Raw genomic sequence first — 19,940 nt, forward strand, 5'->3', positions numbered from 1 at the left:
TGCACGCCCCTGGGCGTTCCTGCTGGCAGGTGGCCCGACGTGGGCGGACGGCGGCCGGGGACGGAAAGGCGCACTCGGGCGGCGTGCGGTCCGCTTCCGCGCGCCCGGGTGCGCCTCCCCGCTTCCCCGCGCCTCCGCCGCGTGCGTCTGCGGTCGTCGCCCGAGTGGGTGCGTCAGAACGCTGCGGCGCGCAACAGGCCCGGTGTGAGGCCGAGTCGGTGTTCGGCGACGGTGAGAGCGAGGTCCTGAAGGGCCGGGTGGTCGACGTCGGTGCTGGTTCTGTCGCCGGTGCCGTCCTCGTCGTCGCCGCCGTGGTCGTCGTCGATGTCGTCGTTGGCGTAGGCGGCGAGGCCGTCGACGGTGACCAGGATGTGCAGGGTCGCGCCGAGCGGATCGTCGGTGCGGAACTCACCGCGGCGTACGCCCTCCTCCACCAGTCCGGTCAGTGCCGTCCGGGTGAGGGACTCCTGTTCCCGGACGGTGGCGCGCAGGCCCGGTTTGAAGCGGCTCAAGTGGCGGGCGTTGAGCCAGAGGCGGCTGAGGTCCAGGCAGTCGGCGCCGGTGAGGCGGACGAGGAAGCCGGCGAGCCGAACGGTGGGGGAGCGGTCCGCCTCGTGGGCGCCGGGCGGCAGCAGCGCGTCGCGCTCCTGGGCGGCGGCGTGGGCGAAGGCCTCGCTCACCAGATCGTCGGCGGCCGGGAAGTAGTGACCGATGAGTCCGGGGCGGACGCCGAGCTCGTCGGCGACGCGCCGCAGGGTGATGCGCTCCAGACCTTCGTCCAGGGCGATGCGGGCGGCGGTGTGCAGGATCTCCGCGCGGCGTTCGCCGGGGGGCTTGCGGGTGCGGGCGGCCTGAGGTCTTGACGTCATGGGGGACACGCTATTGGATGTGTGCCCAACATGTTGTTGGCCATCCGACCAATAAGACTGGAACGGCCGGCGGCCGGATCCCTGCCCGACCCGAGAGGCCTTGATGAGACCGACCGACTCCACCCCCGCCCCGAGATCCGCCGACGACTCCCGGCCCGCCCGTCCCGGACCGGGTGCGGGCCCCGGACCGGGCGCCGCCTCCGACGGCCCCGACGGCCCCCGTGGCCGCGACGGCGCCGACGGTGTCGCCCCCGCCCCCGCCCCGCGCGCCGGTGGCCCCGAGGTCAGAGGGATCGACCTCGTCCCCGACGAGGAGCGCGGCGGGCGCCCCCGCGACCTGTTCGCCGTCTGGGCCGCGCCGAACGTCAGCTACCTCAGCTTCGTCGTCGGCGCCGCGCTCGTCCTGATGGGGCTCACCCTCCCGCAGGCGCTCGGGGTCGTCCTGGTCGGCAATCTGGTCTGGATCTGCACGGGCGTGGTCGCGGCCGCCGGCCCCGCCGCGGGCACCAGTGGGTCGGTCGTCTCCCGCGCCCTGTACGGGGTGCGCGGCAATCGGGCGGTGGTGGTCGTCACCGGGTGGCTGATCGCCGCCGCCTACCTGGCCCTGAACTGGTCGGCCGCCTCGGTGGCGGGCATCGGCCTCGCTGCCCGGCTCGGCCTGCCCGACTCCCCGGTCGTCGACGCGGCGGTGGTCTGTGCCGTCGCCACCGGCACACTGCTGATCGCCATCTTCGGGTACGGCCTGATCGTGCGCCTCTACGCCGGGCTCAGTGTCGCGCTGACCGTCGTCTTCGCTGTGGTCTCCGGGTACGTGCTGGCTGCTGCCGACCTCTCGTACGCCCCGGCCGAACCGCTGCGGGGCGCCGCGCTGGCGGCCGCGCTCGGCGCCGGGTTCACGCTGGTCGCCTCGGCGCCGCTGTCCTACACCAACAGTCCCGACCTCGCCCGCTACCTGCCCCGGGACAGCAGCCCGGTCGCCGTCGCGGGCTGGACCGCGCTCGGGGCCTACCTGCCCAGCGTCGTCTTCACGGCGGTAGGCGCGCTCGCCGCCACCGGGCTCGACATGAGCGACCCGGAGGCAGCGCTGGAGGGCGTGCTGCCCGGCTGGTTCGTGCCGGTCTTCGTTGTCGCGGTCGTCCTCAACACCATGGCCAACAACGGTATGACGGCTTACAGCGCGGGCCTGTCCGTCCAGTCGGTCGGCGTCCGGATCGCCCGGATCCCGGCGGTGCTGGTCATCGGGGTCCTGGGCGCGGCCATGACGCTCTACGCGATCCTCGTCTTCGACTTCCTGACGAGCGTCAGTGCCGTGCTCCAGCTCGTGGTGGTGGTCACCGGTCCGGTGATGGCGGTGGCGATGACCGACCTCGTCCTGCGCCGCAACCGTTACAGCGGGCCGGAGCTGCTCGCCCAGCGACGAGGCGGGCCGTTCTGGTACCGCGGTGGTGTCCACTGGGCCGGGGTCCTGGCCCTGGCCGCCGGCGCGCTCGCCGCCGTGCTGTGGGTGCGCACCACCTTCTGGACCGGACCGATCGCGGCGGCCGCGGGCGGCGTCGACCTCTCCGTACCGGCGGGGATGGCGGTCGCTGCTGCTGTCTATTGGGCGGCCACCAGCGCGTTGGCGACGATCCCGCGCCCCTGACGATCGCGGTCCCGATCCTCCCTTCGGTGCTATTGGTTGCATGGCCAATAGCACCCCGTTTCGCAGTGCTGCTTATTGGTCGAGTGACCAATAAGCAATACCGTCCCCGACCCGAAAGAACCCACCCCCGTGCACGCCGACACCATCCTCCTCGCCCGCACAGTCGAGCTGTTGACCGACCCGACCGACGCGGCCGACCCGACCGACGCGGCCGCCCCGGTGCGCTCGACCGACCCGGAGCACCCGACCGGCCCGACCGACTCGGCCGACCGCACCGGCCCCGCCGCCCCCACTGGCTTGGTAGGCCCCGCCGCGGACACTCCCCGTACCCTCACCCCGCCGCGGTACGGAGTCGCCATCACCGCCGGCCGGATCACCGCCGTCGGCCCCGCCGAACTCCTCGCCCCGCTGTGCGGCCCCGCCACCGAGGTCCACGAGTTCCCGGGAGCCGCGATCCTGCCCGGCCTCACCGACGCCCACGCCCACCCCGTCTGGGGTGCGATCTCCACCGGCAGCGGCGTGGACCTGTCCGGCGCCGCCACCCTCGACGACGTCCTCGCCCGCCTCGCCGACGCCGCCACCGGTCGCCCCGCCGAGGACTGGATCACCGGCTACGACCTCGACGTCAACGTGTTCGACGGCGAACCGCACGGCGCCTTCCTCGCCGAGCAACTCCCCGGGCGCCCCGTGTCCCTGCTGACCCGCGACGCCCACGCGCTGGTCGTCAGCCCTCGTGCCGTCGAACTCTCCGGCCTCACCGGCCGCGAGACCTTCACCGACGCCTCCTCCGTCGTGGTCGACCGGGCCGGGCGCCCGACCGGCTACGTGCTCGAACTCCAGGCCATGGACCTGGTCTTCGCCCACTGCCCGGAAGTCCCGCTCGACACCGCCGCCGCCCATGTCCGGGCGCAGCTCGAACGCTTCGCCCGCAGCGGGCTCACCGGACTGCACGCCCTCGACTTCGGCGAGCCCTCGGAGGAGGTGTTCCGGCACCTGGAGGAGCAGGGCGAACTGCCGTTGCGCGTGCGCTGCTCCCCGCTGGTGCCCGCGGACTCCGCACCGGAGGTGTGGCAGCGGATCGCCGGGCTCCAGGGTCTGGGCGGCCGGCGCTGGCAGGTCGACGGGGTGAAGTTCATGCTCGACGGCACGGCCGACAACGGCACCGCCTGGTTCGAACACCCCGACGTCCACGGCGAGAACCGCGAGCCGCTCTGGCGCGACACCGACGCCTACCGCGCCGCCGTCCGCTTCTTCACCGAACGCGGCATCCCCACCGCCACCCACGCCATCGGCGATCGCGCCGTACGCTTCGCCCTCGACGTCATCGAGGAGACCGGCCGGGCCGCCCGTGCGCCGCACCGGATCGAACACCTCGAATCCGTCCCGGACGACCTGCTGCCCCGTTTCGCCCGCCTCGACGTGGTGGCGGGACTGCAACCCGTCCACGCGACCCGGCAGACCCGTGCGGACGGCACCGACAACTGGTCCCGACGGATCGGGCCCGAGCGGGCCGCCCACGGCTGGCGCACCCGCGACCTGCTCGACCACGGCGCCGTCGTCGCCCTGGGGTCGGACTGGCCGATCGGGCCCGGCGATCCGCGCGTCGGACTCGCCGACTGCCAGTTGCGCCGCCCCGTCGAGGAACCGGACGCCGCACCCGTGCAGCCCGGTCAGGCGCTCACGGCGCGCGAGGCCTACCGGGCCATGACCGCCGCGGTCGCCTATGCCTCAGGGGCGGAGGGCGAACTCGGCCGGATCGCCCCGGGCTTCACCGCCGACCTCACCGTCCTCGCCGCCAACCCGCTCGACCTCGACCCCGAGGCCCAGGCGGTGAACCCGGTGCTCGCGACCGTCGTCGGCGGCGCGGTCCAGTTCCACGCGGCCACCCCGGCCGCGCCCACCGTCCGTACCGCGCTCGCCGCCCCGGTCGCGCCCACCGTCCGGACCGCGCCCACCACCCTCGCCGGCCCTGTTGCCGGTCGGAAGGACCAGCCGTGACCCCGACACCGATTCCCCGCCCCGACCACCGCCGCCACGTCCACGTCGACGCCGTCGACCCGCACCGGCGCGGCACCGCCCGCGGCGAGCAGTTGCGCGCGCACCTCCCCGCCGCGCTCGACGTGTACGACCGCCTCTTCGCCCTCGGCGGCATCACCCCCGCCCGGGTCCGTGACGACGCCGAACGCGCTCTCGACGCCGTCGGCGAGTTCCGCCCGGGTGCCCGTGCCGAGATCGAGGGCATCGCCAGCGGCGCCGGGCTCGACCCCTGGCGCCTCGCCGCCCTCAACGCCCGGACCGAGATCCTCGCCCGCAGCGTCACCGTCCCGCCGGGGGAGTGCACCACCCTGGTGCGCCGGGCCGCCCAGCCGTTCGGCAGTCCCGGTGCCCCGGCGACGGCGGTGCGCACCTTCGGCGTGCAGACCTGGGACTGGCACGTCGAACTCAGTGCCCACTGGCACACGCTGGAGTCACGGGGCGGGCGGCACACCGTCGTCGGCCTCACCGAGGACGGCATCCTCGGCAAGATCGGGATCAACAGTGCGGGCCTCGCCCTGCACTTCAACATCCTCGGGCACGCCCGCGACGGCATCGGCGGAGTGCCGGTGCACGTGCTCGCGGCGGTGGTCCTCGCGGAGGCGGGCAGCGTCGCCGAGGCCGTCGACCTGGTCCGCGGCGCGCCGCTCGCCTCCTCCGGCTCGTTCGCGCTCTTCGACGGGACGCAGGCCACCCTGCTCGACCTCAGTCCGGCCGGGGTGTTCGCGGTCGCCCCGGACGAGCGCGGCCTGCTGGTGCGCACCAACCACTTCCTGACGCCGGTACCGGCGGCCGAGGAGAAGAATTGGCTCTACCAGCCGGACTCGGGCGAGCGCCACGACTTCGTGCGGGCCCGGCTCGCGGGCCTTCGGCAGCTCCCGGACACGCCGGAGTCGCTGGCCCGCTGTCTGGTCACCGGTCCCGGTGAACCGCCCGTCACCTGCCTGCCCGACCCGGCGGAAGCGCTCGGCCGCCGCTGGGCGAGTCTCGCCACCGTCGTCCTGGACCCGGCGACGCGCACGGCGGCCGTCCTCGACGGCACCCCCGCCGATCTCGACACCCGCCCCTGGCGCACCCTCACCGCCGCCCAGCGGAGCCGACAGAACGGCTTCGTGCCCATGTCCGGTTTCCCATCGGCCCGTTGAGCAGGCCGCGGGGAAGGAACCGCCGTTGCCGGTGTCGGACGACCTGGGGGACCGGATCGAGCCGCTGCTGCCGGTGCGGCAGCAGCGGCTGCGCGGGATCGGCCGCCCACCGCTGGACGGCCGGGGCTGCTTTCAGGGGGTCCTGTTCGTGTTGCCCACAGGACTCCGGTGGGAGTGGTTGCCGCAGGAACTCGGCTTCGGGTCGGGCATGACCTGCCGGCGCCGACCGCGGGACTGGCACGAGGCCGGGGCGGGGGACCGGCTGTGCCAGGTGCTGCCGACCGAACCGCACCGTGCCGGTGAGCCGGGGCTACGACTTCGACAAGTACTGCCGGCGGCTGTGGAAACGGGGCATCAAGCCGGTCATCGCCGGTCCAGGAGTGCCGTACGGCTCCGGACCCGGAGCCGTACGGCGAGTCGTCGAGCGAACGAACCCCCATTCACGGCTTCCGACGCCTGCGGATCCGCTGGGACATCCGCGACGACATCCATGAGGCCCTTCTCGAACTGGGCCGCAGGCTCGCGACAGCGCGTCTGACGTCCGGTCGCGCCTCCGGCCGCGCGGCCGCCCCGGTGCGTGGCAGGCCTGCCACGGTGGGCCCGACGCGAAAGGCCCGGCGCGGGAACCCCGCGCCGGGCCGTCGGCCCGTGTCCGGCCGCTCGGACCGGGCGGACCGCTCGGACCGGTCGGAACGGAGGGCCGGTCAGCCCTGCTGCTCGAACAGCGGCACCCGGACCGGCTCCGGCCGGTCGCGGTCCAGCCCCGACAGGGAGGCGTCGTGCGGAGACAGCATCAGCGCGATGCCGCCGAGCGAGAGCAGCACGAGGACCGCCACCGCCAGCGGGGTGATGAACTGCGAGGCGGACAGTCCGCCGGTCGGGACGCGGCCGTCCAGCACCACCGAGACGGCGGCCATGCCGGTGTAGTGCATCGCGACCACCGCGACCCCGGCGACGAGGGACGAGGCGAGCGAGGCGAGCAGACCGGTGATGTTCAGCGTCATCCAGAGTGCGGCGGTCGACGCGGCCACGGCGATCGCGATCGAGCCGGCGACGGTGAGGGTGTCGTAGGACACCTGCCCCTGGACGTGCATCGCCGCCATGCCGAGGTAGTGCATCGCGGCCACACCCAGGCCCATGACGGTGCCGCCGATCAGCAGCGTGCCGACGGTCCGCGGCCGGTAGCCGACGTAGAGGATGCCGAGACCGCAGACCGCGATCGCCAGCACCAGGCTGCACAGCGTCATCGGGACGTTGTAGAGGACGGTCGAGCCGGTGACGTTGAAGCCCAGCATGGCGATGAAGTGCATCGTCCAGATGCCGCAGCCGATCTCGGCGGCCCCCAGCAGCAGCCAGCCGAGCCGTCGGCGCGGCGGCAGGTCGAGGGCGCGGACGGTGCAGCGCAGTCCGAGCGCGGCGCCGGTGCAGGCCACCAGGTAGGAGAGGACCGGGTTGAGCCAGCCGTAATGGAAGCCGTCGATGACGGCGGTATGGGGGTGCATGAAGGTACCTGAGCTGATGTGTCGTTGATGGATGCGGACGGGCGAGGCCCGCACGCGGCGGAGCCCGGTGCGGGCCCGCCGCCGGAGGGAGGGCGTGGGGAAGGGCGTGTGGGGACGGAACCCCCGGGGGCGGCGGGGCACCGGGACCAGCACCGGGCCACGGCCGCACCCGGCCCGGTCGGTGTCCCGTCACATCGCTCCTCGAGGGCCCTGGTTCGGCGACCCCGGTGGTCCGTCCGGCGTCGAGGGTCACAGGCGGCGCCACGGGGTGTCGGCAGACGGGGGCGGGCATGCGGGACGGGCCTCGTGAGCCCCCGCACGCGACGGGAAGCCGTCTGCCGGGCCTCACGTGCGGGTACATACTATCTGCCCGCCGAGGTCAAGGTCTGTCAGGGGGTACTTTCGGGGATCTTCGGTGAAGGCCGTCGGCCGGCATCACTCCGGCACCACTCCGGCGCCGCTCCGGTGCGGGTCAACCGGAGGCCGCCCGGAGGCCGCCCGGAGGTCGGCCGCCGGTCGGATGCAGGTCGGCTGCCGCCAGGCCCCTGCCCTGCCGCGCTCGGTGGACGGCCTCAGCCACCGGTGAGGACGGCGGCGACCCGGGCGAGCACCGCCGCGTTGCCGAGGAAGTCGTTGTGCTTGAGACCGGGGACCTCGGTGTTGGTGGCGCCGTCGAGTCGGGTGCTCGAGGCGGGGGTTATCTGTTCGTCGGCCGGTGACCAGAAGGTCCAGTAGTGGACCGGGGCGGGCGTCTCCGGGGTGCGGTTCAGGTGGCTGACGACGTAGGAACCGGGCGTCATGTCCCGGCAGCCCTGGTCCCAGGCGGCGCAGAGCCAGGCCAGGCCGGTGCCGTGGTTGGGGCCGGCCAGCGAGATCCAGTTCTTCACCGTGCGGCTGCCGTTGCCGAACTTGACGTACCAGCGGCTGGGCAGGCTGCCGAGGCTGTGGGCGACGATGTCGACCTTGGCGGCACCGGTCTGCGCGAGCACCTGGTCGACGTAGGCGGAGAGCCGGTCGGCGAGGGTCTCGTTCGTGGACAGCGAGGTGTCGTACGACCAGGTGAAGAGCCGGCTGCGGTCGTAGCCCTTCGAGAGCAGGACGTCGATCGCGGTGCCCCAGACCCCGGGGTCGGCGTTGCGCCCGTGAATGAGGACGACCGGAGTGGTCGCGGGGGCGGCGAGGGCCGGGGTGACGGCGACGGGTGCCACGAGGAGGGCGGCGGCCGAGGCGGCGACGAGGGCGGTCCGGACGGTGCTGCGGACCGCGGTCGGCGAGGTGGCCGGGGCGGTCGGGGCGGCCGGGGTGACGGTCTGGGCGGTGCGGCGCATGGTGCGTCCTCCGGGATCGGTCGACGGTGGCGGCGCGCGACGCCGTGTCCGGAGGTGGTGCGGACACGGCGCTTCCCACGTCCGACATCATCCGCGACGGGTTCCTCGGTCGGTAGGGCGCGTCGGTCGGGTGCGTCGGTCGGGTGCGGCCGTCGGGGCGGTGTCGGAAAGGACGGTGCTGGACAGGACGGTGCTGGACAGGACGGGTCGGCAGGTCGGCGCGCCAGGGCATTTCCCCCCGGGAGGGCGGGAGCAGCGTCCGCGACCGGCTACGCTCTTCGCCGAGGGATATGGACCGAGGGTCCGTTTCCTCGGAGCGGACCCGGAGGAACGAGAAGGGCGGAACGGCATGTCCGAGCACAGGTCCCGCAAGGACGCCGTCCGCAACAGGGCGGCCGTTCTCGCGGCCGCCGACGCCCTGTTCGCCCGGCGGGAGAACGCCGAGGACGTCACCATGGCCGAGGTCGCGGCCGCGGCCGGTGTCGGCAAGGGCACGATCTTCCGGGCCTTCGGGGACCGGGCCGGACTGCTCCGCGCGCTGTACGAGGCCCGGCTCGAACCGCTCGGAGCCGCGGTCGGGACGGGCCCGCCGCCGCTCGGGCCGGACGCCCCGCCGGCCGAGCGGGTCCCCGCCCTGCTCGACGCCCTGCTCCGCTTCAAGCTCGACAACCGCGCGCTCGCCCTGGCGCTGGAGGACGGCGACACCAGCCCCTACCGGACGGAGCACTACGCGCGCTGGCACGATCTGCTCCGCACGCTGCTGGAGCGGATCCCGCTCGCGGCCGACAGCGGCTTCACCGCCCACGTGCTGCTCGCCGCGGTCCGCGCCGACCTGGTCGAGTACCTGGCCGGACCGGGCGGCACGGACCGGGAGGAGCTGCGGGCGCGGCTGGCGGAGCTGGTCGGTACGGTTCTGACGCCCGCTCCGCCGGACCGGGGGCCGGGATCGGGGCCGGGTCCGGGTCCGGGTCCGGGGCCGGGTCCCGCCGGAGGCTGAGCGAGCGGCTGCCCGCCCGTCCGCCCGTCCGCCCGTCCGTACGCGGAAGCGCCGCCGCCGGGGTACTGTCCTCTCCGCGCCGCCCGCCGAGGAGGGCGGCGGCACCGGCGCGCACTCGGGGGGAACGACCATGCTCGACGTCAGGCGGCTCACCATGCTCCAGGCCGTGGCCGAGCACGGCAGCTTCAACCGCGCCGCCACCGCGCTGCTGCTGACACCCTCCGCCGTCTCCCAGCAGATCGCGGCCCTCGAACGCGGTCTCGGCACCTCCGTGGTGGAGCGGTCGACGCGCGGGGTGCGGCTGACCGAGGCGGGTCGGCTGCTGGTCGACGCCGCCGTCGCGGTGGGCGCCGAACTGCGGCACGCCGAGGAACGGATCGCGAGCCTGGGCGCGGACCGGCCCCGGCTGACGCTCGCCACCTTCACCAGTGGCGGCCGCCACCTGCTGCCCCCGGTGCTGGCCCGGTTCGCGGCGGCGCACCCGGAGGTGGAACTGCGGATCGTCGAGCGCGAGCCGGAGGACAGCCTCCCGATGGTCCGCGACGGCAGCGCCGACCTCGCCCTCGCCTACCACTTCGACGGGCCGCTGCCCGTCGTCCCGGGCGACCGCTCCGGCCTGGAGTGGACGCCGCTGATGACGGACCCGCTGTCGGTCGTCCTGCCCGAGCACCATCCGCTGGCCGGCCGGGACGCCCTCGACCTCTCCGAACTCGCCGACGACCCCTGGGTGCTGGGCTGCTCGAAGACCGAGGCCTTCCTGCGCCGCCACGCCCTGATGGCCGGTTTCGAACTGCGGGTGGCGGGCTCCACCACCGACTACTTCTTCGCCCGCTCCCTGGTCGCCGCCGGCGTCGGCGTCTCCCTCGTCCCGCAGGTCGCCCTCGACCCGCCGCAGTCCGGCACCCGGGTCGTCCCCGTCACCCCGCCGCGCCCCGCCCGCCACTTCGGCCTCGCGCTGCCCCGTCGGCGCCGCGCCCGCCCGTACGCCGACGCGCTGGCCGCCCTGCTGCACGACCGCGCCACGGGTGCCGCCCCCGGTCCGGCCTGACGCTCCGCTCCGGCCCGGACCGATGCCCCCGACCGATGCCCCGGACCGATGCTCTGGCCCCGCCCGAATCCCTGGCCCGAATCCCCGCCCCCTTCCCCGGCCGCGGCAGCCTCCCGGTCCGGCGGAATTGTCAGACCCTCCCCATAGGGTTGGAACAACGCCGAGGGGAGCGCCGGAAGGCGCCGGAAATGGCGTTGGGAAAAGGGGAGAAGAATGTCCACGAACAGGATCGACCACAAGGTCAACCACGTTTCGCTGGTGGTCGACAAGTCCGGCTCGATGCGCCAGCACGAGCAGCAGCTGGTCCGGGTCGTGGACGAGTTCGTCAAGGGTCTCCAGGAGGAGTCCGACCGGCTCGGGCACGAGACCAGGATCAGCCTCTACGCCTTCGACCACGAAGTGCGGAACCTCGTCTGGGACATGGACGTCAAGCACCTGCCCTCGCTGAAGGGCCTCTACCGGGTCGACAACGGCGCGACGGCGCTGATCGAGGCGGCCGTGAAGTCCGTCGACGATCTGAAGAACATCTGGGAGGGCTACGGGGAGCACTCCTTCCTCCAGGTCGTCGTGACCGACGGGGAGGAGAACGCCTCCGGCTGTTCCGAGAGCGGAAAGATGCACATCCGCATTCCGGGCGCCAAGGGGAAGGCCGTGCTGCAGGGGTGGATGGAGCGGATCCACACGGCCATGGCCGGGCTGCCCGACCACTGGACCTCGGCGATTCTGGTCCCGAATTCGCTGGCCAAGCGCACCGCCCAGGAGTACGGATTCCCCGCGGGCAATATCGCGATCTGGGACGCCGACTCCAGCAAGGGCGTCGAGGAGGCCATCGGCACCGTCAAGTCCGCCGCCACGAGCTTCCTGCGCGGCCGCGAGAAGGGTGTCCGGGGCACCAAGAACCTCTTCACCATGGGCCAGGACCTCAGCGCCGCCGAGGTCACCGCCGAGCTCGACGCCCTGGACCCGGGTGCGTACGCGCTCGTCCCGGTCGACAAGCAGCTGCCCATCCGCGAGTTCGTCACCGGCGCCGGGCACACCTACCGGACGGGCTGCGCCTTCTACGAGCTGTCCAAGCGGGAGCGGATCCAGGGCGGCAAGCAGCTCGCCGTCGCGGAGAAGGACCCGGCCACCGGCCGGATGACAGGCAGGGTGTTCTCGGGCCCGGCGGCCCGCCGACTGCTCGGCCTGCCGTCCTCGGAGGCCACGGTCAAGCCCGGCGACAATCCGGCCTACACGGTGTTCGTCCAGTCCACCTCCGTCAACCGGAAGTTGGTGCCGGGTACGGAGCTTCTCGTCATGCTGCAGCCGTAGTCGGGTGCGGCCCGGAGCGGCGGCCCCGCCGTCCCGGGCCTCCCCGGGTTGCCCCGTCCCGGGCCGGGGTGCCCCCCCTGCCCTCCCGGCTCTGTCCGGGGGGATGCAGCGGGGTGGTGTCGGCGACGGGGTTTTCGGCCATCGTTGCGGGTGTTTTTGGTCGCCGGCGGGGTCCGGTCGGGGTGTGGACCGGTCCGGGTTGCTCGGACAGGTGATCGATGGTTACCTCGGCCCGTGACCTCGTTGGTACCAGGTGTCTCATATGGAACTGACGTTCCATCGGTTCATGACAGTTCGTCAGAAGACTTCCGGGGGGAGGGATTCGACCAAACAGATGGGGTTCCGTCCGCAAATGTCGGCGGATCGGGGCCGGGAGTGGTCGTCCCGGTGGTGGTGGACGAGAAGGACGTGTGTTTCTTCGATCACCCGCTGGACCATGTGCCCGGAATGGTGCTGGTGGCGGGAGTGCTGGACTTCGTCGGGGCCCGGGCACCGGAACAGCTCGATGCGGACGGTGGCCGGCTGCGGCTCACGATGAGCTTCGACCGGATGTGTGAGCTGGGTTCGCCGGTGTGGCTGAGCGGCGGCCCGATCGCGGCCGACGACGGGCCGGCGTGGGAGCTGGCGGCGTTGCAGGACGGCGAGGCCGTCAGCCGGGCCACGATCCGCCTGGGCGGGACACCCTCCCCGCTCCGAACGGGGCGGGAGGCCGCGGTACCCGCCGATCCGGGGCTGGTGCACCGGCACCGGCCGGAGAACGTCCTGCTGGGCGGTGCAGTGCGGGTCGAACGGGCCGCGGTGCTGGTTCCGCCGACGGGCCACCGGCTGGCGGGCGGCGGGGTGCACACCCCGGGGGCGCTGGTCGAGTCGGCCCGGCAGATGGCGACGATGCTCGGCCACACGGCCCACGGGCGGGACGTCGACGCGCAGATGCTCTGGCTGTCGCTGGAGGCGGACCTGCCGACCGGCCTGCCGATCGAGGTGCCGTTGGAGTTGCGGTGGGAGTTCGCACCGGCGCGCGGGGCGCGCGCGGTGTACGGGTTCGCGGTCGTGGACGCGGAGAGCGGCGAGGGGTACGGCCGGATGCAGATCGGCGTCCACACCCTCAGTCGCGCGGGTTACTTGAAGCGGAGGTCGGCGAAGTGAGCGGGGCGGAACAGACGGCGGGCACGGGCTCGTCGTGGGCGGTGCGGGCACCGCAGTTGTTGTTCGTGGTCGCGGTGAGCGCGGTGGCCACCGGGCTGGTGGTCCACCTGCGGCACGCGGGCGAGGGGGTGGACCTGGTGGCGGCCGTGCTGGCCGCCTTCTACCTGGCGTGGCTGGCGGTCGAGATCCCGGTGACCTTCCGGACCTCCGGCTCGGCGCCGCGTGAGTCGGCGTCACTGCTGTTCTACGCGACGGCCCGGATCGCGACCGTGTCCGCGGCCGTGCTGGGGCCGCTGCCCTGGGACGAGTGGTCGCCGCTGCTGCTGCTCCCGGCGGCGGTGTTCGTCGGCGGGGTCGTGCTGCGGCAGGTGGCGATCCGCACGCTGGGGCGGTTCTACTCGCACCACGTGACCCGGCAGACGGACCACCAGGTCGTCACCTGGGGCGTCTACCGGTTCATCCGCCACCCCGCCTACGCGGGAATGCTGTCGGCGCACGTCGGCTTCGTGGTGTTCTTCCTGAACCCGCTGAGCGTGGCGCTGCTGGTGGTGCTCGCCGCGGCGATCACCTTCCGGATCCGCACCGAGGAGCGGATGCTGCTGAACATCCCCGGCTACCGCGACTACGCGGCCGGGCACTCCCGCCTCGTGCCGGGTCTCTGGTGAGCGCCTCCGCCCGCCCGCGGGTCGCGGTGCCGGCGACACCGGACGAACTGCTCACGACCACGCGTTCGGTGCGGCTGCGGCTGGACCTCTCGCGCCCGGTGGACCTCGACCTGGTCCGCGAGTGCGTGGAGATCGCGCTCCAGGCGCCCAACGGCGGCAACACCCAGCGCTGGCACTGGCTGGTGGTGGCCGAGGACGGGCTGCGCAAGCGGATCGCCGAGGTCTACCGGAGGTCGTTCGAGGCCCGCTACCCGCCGGCCGCCGGGGCGACCGCCGCCACCGCCGCCGCGACCGGGGACACCGCGGCGGCCGACGGGGTGTCGGACCGGATGCTGGCCGGTGGCCGGCACCTGGCGGAGCACCTGCACGAGGTGCCGGTGCTGGTGGTCCCGTGCCTGGAGCTCGGCAGCCGCCGGCTCACGGCGGCCAACCAGGCGGGGGTGTGGGGCTCGCTCCTCCCCGCCGCCTGGAGCTACATGCTCGCCGCCCGCGCCCGCGGCCTGGGAACGGCGTGGACGACGGTGCACCTGGACGCCGAGCAGGAGGTCGCCGACCTCCTCGGGCTGCCGGGCGACGTGCGCCAGGGGGCCCTGATCCCCACCGCGCACGTGCTGGGGGACGGATTCGGACCGGCGCCGCGCCGGCCGGTGGACAGCGTGCTGCACCTGGACGGCTGGGGCGGCACGGGATGGGGCGGTGGGAGCGCATGACCGAACTCGTGGTGACCACGACGACGGACGGCGGCGAGGTGCTGGCCGACGCCGCGCGGGTCGGCAACAAGTTCGCCCGGCAGGAGGTGCTGCGGCGGGCCGGGTTCCGGGTGCCGGAGTTCTTCTGCCTGCCCGCCGCCGCCTTCGACGAGGCCCTTGACGCGCTGCGCCCGACCCTGCCGGCCGGGCCGGCGGACGGCGCCGGCCCGGCGGAGGTGGAGGCCTGGTGCGCGGCTGCCCGGGAGGCCCTGGGCGGCGCGCGGCTGCCGGTGGCGCTGGCCGAGCGGATCCGCAAGGAGTTCGCGGCCGTCGCCGGGCCGGACGGCCTGGTCGCGGTCCGGGCGTGCGTGGTCCCGGCCGCCGCCGCGTCCGGTGCTGCCGCGTCCGGTGCCGACGACGCCTCCGCTGCCGCCGCACCGGAGACCGGCGCGGCCGAGGGGGCCGAGCCGGCCGAGGCGATCGGCGAGGACAGCGCGGTCGACCCGTTCGCCGGCATGAGCGACAGCTTCCTCTACGTCGACGAGGACGGCCTCGAGGACGCCGTCCTGCGCTGCTGGGCCTCCGCGTTCAACCCGCAGGCCGTGCGCTACCGGGCCCTGCGCGGCCTGGACCCGTTGCGGGCCAGGGTGGCGGTCGGCGTCCAGCGGATGGTGCTCGGCACCCGCTCGTTCGTCGCGTTCACCCGCGACCCGCGCGACGGCGCGGTGCGCCGCGTCATCGCGGCCGCCTACGGCATCGGCGAGGGCGTCGTCCAGGAGAAGGCGGACATCGACCACTTCTTCCACGATCCGGCCACCGACCAGGTGACCGCGCTGACCGTGCGCAAGCAGTGGTCGATGGGCCTGCCCGCGGATGCCGCCGCCGGTTCTCCGGTGCTGCTGCCGGTGGCCGCCGAACTCGCCGACGTTCCGGTGCTGGACGACGACCAGGTGCGCGCGGTGGCGGAGCTGGCCGCTCGGGTGGAGGAACTCTTCGGCGTCCCCCAGGACATCGAGGGCGCCCTCACCGAGGACGGTGTCGTCCACCTCCTCCAGGCCCGCCCGCTGGTCACCGCGCCGCCCACGGCAACGGCGACAGCAACGGCGACAGCAACGGCAACGGCAACGATCACAACCACCGCCCCGGCCGGCGCCGGCCCGGCGACCGGCACCGCCGCGCCGGAGCAGCCCGGGGGTGCCCGAACCCACTGGGGCAACCACAACATCACCGAGAGCTTCCCCGGCGTCTCCGGCGCGCTGACCTACTCCCAGTCCCGCGAGTTCTACCGCCGCTCCTTCGCCGACCTCTACCGGCGGATGGGCGTGCCCGAGTCCTGGGTGCGGGACAACGCCCACCGCCTCGCCCGGATGGTCGGCTACCTGGAGGGCCAGGTCTACTACCGGCTGGACGACTGGCACGCCCTGCACGGGCAGATGCCGATGTTCGAACTCGTGCGCCGGGGCTGGGAACAGGCGATGGGCATCACCGGTCCGGCCCGCGGCGAGCGTCGCTGGGCCGCCCCGGCCGTCGCCCTGGCACTGCCCCGGCTGGCCTGGCGCAGCGCCCTCCACCCGTGGCAGGTCAAGAGCTTCCTGCGCTGGTGGGACCGGCAGATGGCCGAGGCCGAGACCGTCGGCGACTCGCCGGAGGAGCTGATCGCCTTCTACCGGCGGCTCTGGGAGCGTGCCGGCGAGCGCTGGGGCGTCACCCTGGTGAACGCGTTCATCGCACTCGTCGTGCTCGGCGCGGGCAGCGTCCTGCTGCGCCGCTGGACCGGTGAGGGCCCGCAGGTCCTGGTCGGGCTGATGGGCGGCGGGCGGGAGAACCGTTCGCTGGAGGCGGTGCGCGCGGCGATGGGCCTGGCCGAACTCGTCGGCGCCGTCCCCGAACTGCGGGCTGCCGTGCTCGACGACGCGAGCGATCCCGAGCAGCTGTGGCAGCAGATCGTCGAAGGCCGGCACGGCGCGGCCGTCGGCGATGCCGCACGCGGCTACGTCGCCCGCTACGGCGACCGGGCGCTGCACGACCTGAAGCTGGAGGAGCCCACGCCGCGCCAGCGCCCGTGGACGGTGCTCGCGCTGATCCGCCCGCTGGTGCGCCAGGGCGCGACGGTGGCGGCGAGCCGGGCCGACGAGCAGGCGGCCGCCCGGAGGGCCCGCGAGCGACTGCGCGAGGTGCTGCCGAACCCGGCCCGGCGGGCCGTCCTGCTCGGCGTCACCTCCCTCGCCCGCGACCTCGCCCGGATCCGCGAGGACACCCGGTTCTGCCGCACCCAGCTGTTCGGGCTGTCGCGTGACGTGATGTGGCGGCTCGGCGCGGAACTCGCCCGCACCGGCGTCCTGGACGACGCGCTCGACGTCGCCGACCTGACCGTGGAGGAGGTCATCGGCGCCTTCGACGGCACCGGCACCGTGACCGACCTGCGCGCCCTGGTGGTGCTGCGTCGCACGCAGCGCGAGCGCTGGGAGAAGACCCCGCAGCGTCCCGCCCTGCTGAGCACCCCCGCCGGACTTCCGCTCGCCCGGGCGCTGCCGGGGGCGAGCGCGGTGGGCGAGGCCGCCGCCGCGGACGACGGCGTGCTGCGGGGCATCGGCTCCAGCGGCGGTGTGGTGCGCGGCCGCGCCAAGGTGGTGCTGGACCCGTCCACCGACCCGGACCTCGCCGCCGGGCGGATCCTGGTCGCCCGGGAGACCGATCCGGGCTGGCTGTTCCTGATGATGTCCGCGACCGGCATGGTCGTCGAACGCGGCACCCTGCTGTCCCACACGGCCATCACCGGGCGCCTGCTCGGCGTCCCCACCGTGGTCGCCGTCCCGGGGGCCACCACGGCGATACCCGACGGCGCCTGGATCGAGATCGACGGCGCGGCCGGGACGGTGCGGCTGCTGCCGCCGTCCGAACAGCCGGAGGAACCGGGGGAGCCCGGGGAACCGGCCGGGGCGGTGCCGGTGGACGGGGCCACCACGGTCGAGGGGACCGCCACCGCCGACGAGGCTGTTCCGGCCGACGGGACCACCACCGCCGACGGGGCCGTTGCGACCGACAGGACGGCGACCGCCGACGGCCCCGTTCCGACCGACGGGACCACCACCGCCGACGGGGCCGTTCCGACCGGCAGGACGGCGACCGCCGACGGCCCCGTTCCGACCGACCGGCCCGCCGGCACCGAGAAGGGCGACAGGACATGACCGACGACCCGGCCCGTTTCCCCTTCCCGCCCGCCGGGGACGTGCGCCCGCCGGACGCGTACCACGACGTCCTGCACGCCCGTGCCCCGCACCCGGTGCAGCTGTCCAGCGGGCAGCCCGCCCTGCTGGTCACCCGGCACGAGGACGTCACGGCCGTGCTCGGCGACGCCCGCTTCAGCCGGGCCGGCTACACCGAGCTGGCCCGCCCGCTGTTCGCCCGCAAGACCGAGTCCGTCCTGCTGGCCACCGCCGACGCACCCGACCACACCCGGCGTCGGCGGGCGATCCTCCCGGCGTTCACCGCCCGGCAGGTCCGCCTGCTGCGGCCGCGCCTGGAGGCCGTCGCCGAGGAACTGCTCGACGACCTGACCGCGGGTGCCGGCGCCGGTGAGAGCGACCTGGTGGGCGGCTTCACCGTGCCCTTCCCGATGCGGGTCATCTGCGAGGTGCTCGGCGTCCCGCTGGAGGACGGCGCGATGCTGCGCGCGGAGGTGGACATCCTCATGTCCACCTCCGGCCACACCCGCGAGGAGGTCGCCGCCGCCCAGGCACGGATGGACGAGTACTTCACCGCGCTGGTCGACGGCAAGCGGCGCGCCGCCGAGGCGGGCACCCCGGCGGACGACCTGCTCACCAGGCTGGCGCTGCGCCCGGACGACGATCCCGACCAGCGGCTGTCCGCCCGGGAGGTGGTGTCCCTCGGCTCGGGCATGCTGATGGCCGGCTACGAGACGACCGGCAACTCCTTCGGCATGTGCGTGCTGCTCCTGCTGCGCCACCCCGACCTGGTGAAGCGCCTGCGCGCGGAGCCCGAGCGGATCCCGGCGGCGGTCGAGGAGATGCTGCGCTTCAGTTCCCTCAACAACACCGGCGGGGCACCGCACCTGGTGACCGAGGACACCGTGCTGGGTGGCTGCCCGGTCGCGGCAGGGCGGATCGTGGTGCCGCTCACCGACACGGCCAACCGTGACCCGGCCGTCTTCGCCGACCCGGACGCCTTCGACCCGGACCGTGCGGACGCGGGCTCCCACCTCGCCTTCGGTTACGGCCGCCATCTGTGCCTGGGCGCCGAACTCGCCCGGGCCGAGCTGCAGATCGGCGTCAGCGCGCTGCTGAACCGCTTCGAGGTGCTGGAACTCGCCGTTCCCGAGGACGAGTTGGACTGGCGGCGGACGATGTTCATCAACGGCGTCTGGCAGTTGCCGGTCCGCTGGACGGCGGCCGGCGGCGCGGCGGTCCCCGCCGCGGAGGGGCGGCCGGCGTGAGCACTCCGGCCGCCCGGTCCGCCGCCACCGGCCCGGAGGCGGGGCACGCCCCGGAAGCGGGCGCCGGTCCGGGGGCGGATGCCGCTGCAAGGGCGGGCGCCGCTGCAGGGGCACCCGCCCCGACCGGCGCCCCTGCCGACCCGGGGCCGCTCGCCGTCCGCCTCGGTGCCTTCCTGCGCGGCAGCTTCCCGCTGCCCCTGTCGGTGGTGTTCGCCGGGGTGTGGGCGGTGGGCGCCACCGGACTGTTCGCCGCCGCCGACGCACGGGTCGGGCACTGGCGGCCGGGCTGGGGCACGGTGGGCGCCGCGCTGACCGTGCTGGTCGACCTGCTCCTGATGCGGGCCGCGGACGACCTGCGCGACCTGCCGTACGACCGGCGCCACAACCCGTCCCGCCCGCTGGCGCGCGGCGCCGTACTGCCGCGCGACCTGTACCTCCTCTTCGGTGCCGGGGCCGCCTTCCTGCTCCTCCTCAACGCCGCCAACCGGGCCGCCCTGCTGCTGATCGCCGCCCAACTCGTCTACACCGCACTGCTGGTGGGGGCCGAGCTGCGGCTGGGGTGGCCGCGGGGCGACGCCGTAGTCAGCGGCGTCCTGCTGAGCTCCCCGGTCCAGATGCTGCTCAACCTCTACCTGTACGCGGTCTTCCTGCACGACACGGGGCTGGACGGGGACACGGTCGCACGGGCCGGGAGGCACGTGCTGCCGCTGCTGGCGGTGATCATGCTGGCCGCCACCCACCACGAACTGGTCCGCAAGGTCGTCCGCGTGCCGGGCGCGCACGAGCGCACCTATGTCCGGGTCTTCGGCCTGCGCGGGACCGTCGCGTTCGCGCTCGGTTCCGCCGTGGCGTCCGCGGCGGTGTCGCTGGCGGTGCTGCGGCCGTGGGCCGGCGGACCGGCCGGGTGGGGGTGGCTGGCGCTGCTGCCGGTCGCCCTCGCGGCCCTCGCCGCCCGTCGCTTCGGTCGGACCGGGGCGGCCCGCTGGCCCGTCGGGGCCGTGGTCGGCTACCTGCCGGCCGTGTTCGTCTGCCATCTGCTGATCGGCCTGGGGGGCACTTCGTAGGGACCGGGACCCCCCGGGGCCGGGTCACCTCCCCGGGGCGGGCCCTC

Annotated in this window: 15 protein-coding genes and 1 pseudogene; 13 read left to right on the plus strand and 3 right to left on the minus strand. The window is 74.4% G+C overall.

Annotation, left to right across the window (positions count from 1 at the left end; translation table 11 throughout):
* Positions 1-173: 173 nt before the first annotated feature.
* Entirely contained in the window at positions 174-869 is a 696-nt protein-coding gene (locus tag BLU95_RS36660) for a TetR/AcrR family transcriptional regulator (RefSeq protein ID WP_093863789.1), read from the minus strand.
* A 103-nt stretch (positions 870-972) separates the two neighbouring features.
* On the opposite strand from BLU95_RS36660, the gene BLU95_RS36665 reads away from it, so the two are divergent.
* The 4 genes and pseudogenes from BLU95_RS36665 to BLU95_RS36680 form a co-directional block, all read left to right on the plus strand.
* Positions 973-2,511: a purine-cytosine permease family protein gene (locus BLU95_RS36665; protein ID WP_093863790.1), complete on the plus strand. Its 1,539-nt coding sequence runs from the start codon at positions 973-975 to the stop codon at positions 2,509-2,511.
* 129 nt (positions 2,512-2,640) lie between these two features.
* Positions 2,641-4,509, plus strand: a complete 1,869-nt coding sequence (locus tag BLU95_RS36670; protein ID WP_231978075.1) for an amidohydrolase — start codon at positions 2,641-2,643, stop codon at positions 4,507-4,509.
* Complete coding sequence (locus tag BLU95_RS36675; protein ID WP_093863791.1) at positions 4,506-5,690, plus strand: C45 family autoproteolytic acyltransferase/hydrolase; 1,185 nt, start codon at positions 4,506-4,508, stop codon at positions 5,688-5,690. The genes BLU95_RS36670 and BLU95_RS36675 overlap by 4 nt, the downstream gene beginning before the upstream one ends.
* A gap of 25 nt (positions 5,691-5,715) precedes the next feature.
* Positions 5,716-6,224: pseudogene (locus BLU95_RS36680) on the plus strand (transposase); the annotation flags it as partial.
* 170 nt (positions 6,225-6,394) lie between these two features.
* Here BLU95_RS36680 and BLU95_RS36685 read toward each other — a convergent pair.
* Both BLU95_RS36685 and BLU95_RS36690 read right to left on the minus strand, forming a co-directional pair.
* Complete coding sequence (locus BLU95_RS36685) at positions 6,395-7,192, minus strand: MHYT domain-containing protein (protein WP_093863792.1); 798 nt, start codon at positions 7,190-7,192, stop codon at positions 6,395-6,397.
* Between the two features lie 572 nt (positions 7,193-7,764).
* Positions 7,765-8,520 (minus strand): esterase/lipase family protein, encoded by a 756-nt coding sequence (locus tag BLU95_RS36690; protein ID WP_093863793.1) that lies wholly within the window; start codon positions 8,518-8,520, stop codon positions 7,765-7,767.
* A 349-nt stretch (positions 8,521-8,869) separates the two neighbouring features.
* Here BLU95_RS36690 and BLU95_RS36695 point away from each other — a divergent pair, with 349 nt between their 5' ends.
* From BLU95_RS36695 to BLU95_RS36735, 9 genes are all read left to right on the plus strand, one after another.
* Positions 8,870-9,517, plus strand: a complete 648-nt coding sequence (locus tag BLU95_RS36695; protein WP_093863794.1) for a TetR family transcriptional regulator — start codon at positions 8,870-8,872, stop codon at positions 9,515-9,517.
* A 130-nt stretch (positions 9,518-9,647) separates the two neighbouring features.
* A complete protein-coding gene (locus BLU95_RS36700) occupies positions 9,648-10,565 on the plus strand; it encodes a LysR family transcriptional regulator (protein WP_093863795.1) in 918 nt (305 codons plus the stop codon).
* A 213-nt stretch (positions 10,566-10,778) separates the two neighbouring features.
* A complete protein-coding gene (locus BLU95_RS36705; protein WP_093863796.1) occupies positions 10,779-11,876 on the plus strand; it encodes a vWA domain-containing protein in 1,098 nt (365 codons plus the stop codon).
* Between the two features lie 375 nt (positions 11,877-12,251).
* A complete protein-coding gene (locus BLU95_RS36710) occupies positions 12,252-13,022 on the plus strand; it encodes an AfsA-related hotdog domain-containing protein (RefSeq protein ID WP_093863797.1) in 771 nt (256 codons plus the stop codon).
* Entirely contained in the window at positions 13,019-13,687 is a 669-nt protein-coding gene (locus tag BLU95_RS36715) for a methyltransferase family protein (protein ID WP_159425153.1), read from the plus strand. The genes BLU95_RS36710 and BLU95_RS36715 overlap by 4 nt, the downstream gene beginning before the upstream one ends.
* Positions 13,684-14,397: a nitroreductase family protein gene (locus BLU95_RS36720; RefSeq protein WP_231978076.1), complete on the plus strand. Its 714-nt coding sequence runs from the start codon at positions 13,684-13,686 to the stop codon at positions 14,395-14,397. Before BLU95_RS36715 ends, BLU95_RS36720 begins: the two co-directional genes overlap by 4 nt.
* Entirely contained in the window at positions 14,394-17,564 is a 3,171-nt protein-coding gene (locus BLU95_RS36725; protein ID WP_159425154.1) for a PEP/pyruvate-binding domain-containing protein, read from the plus strand. Before BLU95_RS36720 ends, BLU95_RS36725 begins: the two co-directional genes overlap by 4 nt.
* On the plus strand, positions 17,561-18,829 hold the full coding sequence (locus BLU95_RS36730) for a cytochrome P450 (protein ID WP_093863799.1): 1,269 nt from the start codon (positions 17,561-17,563) through the stop codon (positions 18,827-18,829). The genes BLU95_RS36725 and BLU95_RS36730 overlap by 4 nt, the downstream gene beginning before the upstream one ends.
* Complete coding sequence (locus tag BLU95_RS36735) at positions 18,826-19,893, plus strand: hypothetical protein (protein WP_093863800.1); 1,068 nt, start codon at positions 18,826-18,828, stop codon at positions 19,891-19,893. Before BLU95_RS36730 ends, BLU95_RS36735 begins: the two co-directional genes overlap by 4 nt.
* The last annotated feature ends 47 nt before the right edge of the window (positions 19,894-19,940 follow it).

This window comes from Streptomyces sp. TLI_053, from assembly GCF_900105395.1.
Lineage (GTDB): Bacteria > Actinomycetota > Actinomycetes > Streptomycetales > Streptomycetaceae > Kitasatospora.